The organism is Haladaptatus sp. (genome assembly GCF_049589095.1).
GTDB lineage: Archaea > Halobacteriota > Halobacteria > Halobacteriales > Haladaptataceae > Haladaptatus.
Genome location: NZ_JBAWAC010000019.1, coordinates 1 through 1,681, shown reverse-complemented (window position 1 = coordinate 1,681; position 1,681 = coordinate 1). Strand labels below are relative to the sequence as shown.

General features: G+C 60.9%; 1 protein-coding gene and 1 pseudogene. Both read left to right on the top strand.

Annotation, left to right across the window (positions count from 1 at the left end; genetic code table 11):
• Positions 1-489 (top strand): annotated as a pseudogene (locus tag WBV42_RS00685) (APC family permease); the annotation flags it as partial.
• Positions 490-582: 93 nt separating this feature from the next.
• On the top strand, positions 583-1,380 hold the full coding sequence (locus tag WBV42_RS00680; RefSeq protein WP_423984332.1) for a creatininase family protein: 798 nt from the start codon (positions 583-585) through the stop codon (positions 1,378-1,380).
• Positions 1,381-1,681 lie beyond the last annotated feature (301 nt).

The following is a 1,681-nucleotide window of genomic DNA, read 5'->3' as shown; positions in this document are numbered from 1 at the left end:
GTCCTGATCGGCGTCGCAGCGGTGGCCTCCACCGCCAGCGCCATCAACGCGACCCTGTTCAGCACTGCATTGTTCGCGAAGGGGATGAGCACCGACGACCTGCTTCCCGACCGACTTGCCCCGACGCAGGAAGCGGGCGTCCCGACGAAAACCCTGTTCGTCATCGGCGGACTGACGATTCTGCTGACGGTATACGGTAGTCTCACCGCCATCACGGAGTTCGCATCCCTGTCGTTCATCGTCGTCTTCGGGGCGATGAACGCGCTCGCCTACACGCAACGCTCCGAACTGATCTCGGTCATCCCGCTCGTCGGGCTGATCGGAACGGCACTCTTTCTCCCGATCTTCGTCTGGCATCTCTACACCGCCGAGTTCGGCGTGTTCTGCCTCGTCTTCGGCATCGCCATCACCCTGATCCTCCTCGAAGGTCTCTACTTCGAACGCGACGAAGTCATGACCGGGGTCAAGTCCATCGAAAAGCGGTTCTGATTGCGGATTCTCGCTCGCCGGTCACTGCCTGTCCTAGCAGAATCGTTTTCCGGCGTGCTGAAATTTATGCCCTCTCGGCACCCTCCCTCTCGTATGTACCTCGCCGACCAAGCGTGGCCGGACCTCGGGAACTACGTTGCGGAGGAATCCGTCGCCGTCGTCCCGTTGGGTTCGACCGAACAACACGGCCCGCATCTCCCACTCGCCACTGACCACCTCATCGCTGAAGCGTTGGCCCGCGAGGCGGCCGACCGGGCGGGCTACCTTTGCACGCCGACGATAAACATCGGCGTCAGCACGCATCACATGCAGTTCCACGGGACGATGTCGGTGGACCCGCCGCAGTTCCGCGATTACGTCGAGAGCTTTTCGCGCAACCTCACCTACCACGGTATCGACCGCATCGTCTACGTCAACGCCCACGGCGGCAACATGGAGCACTTGCGTGAGGTCGGACGGCGACTCCGTCGGGACGAGGCCGCCTACGCAGTCGAGTGGATGTGGGACGAATCGATTCCCGACCTCGTGAGCGACATCTTCGAGTACAACGGCCCGCACGGCGGTCCGAAGGAGACGGCGATGATCATGCACATCGCGCCGGAACTCGTCCACGAGGACCGACTGGAGGAGGCCCGTGACACCGGCCTGCGTGACCTGCGCGACGGCACTCCAACGATCCACGGGGCACGGAACTTCTACGACGCCATCGACAACAGCGAGAACGGTGTGTTCGGCGACCAGACCGACGCGACGCCGGAGAAGGGGGCCGAGATTTTCGAGGCGGCAACCGAGCAGTTGGTGCAGTTGCTCGACTGGTTGGACGACGCCCGATTTTCGGATCTGATGGCGAAACCGCACGTGGACCCGCAACCCGGCAGTCGGCGGGACTGAGAATCCGGCCTCGTTCGGAACGACCCGACTTTTCGGTGGTTTGATTTCTCGTGCCGTCTACTGGTGGATTTCTGTCCAGAATTCTGGATAGATTTCTGGATAGCTATCTAGAAATACACTCTGCTACTGATGATACGCTCTGTTCCTGACGAATCCCTTCGACGGGCGACGCTCGGATTTTCGAGGTAGGCAACCACCAAGTCTCGTGGTCAGGGTCGTGACCTTCGTTTCGCGTTTTCGATGTCACCAGAAAACTGATGACTGGCTGTGGCGGATGGATACGTGGATGCCTTCGTCCCCA

What these genes read in the sequence shown, in the direction of transcription:
- WBV42_RS00680 (WP_423984332.1), top strand. Translation starts at nt 583, where the DNA reads ATGTACCTCGCCGACCAAGCGTGGCCGGACCTCGGGAACTACGTTGCG.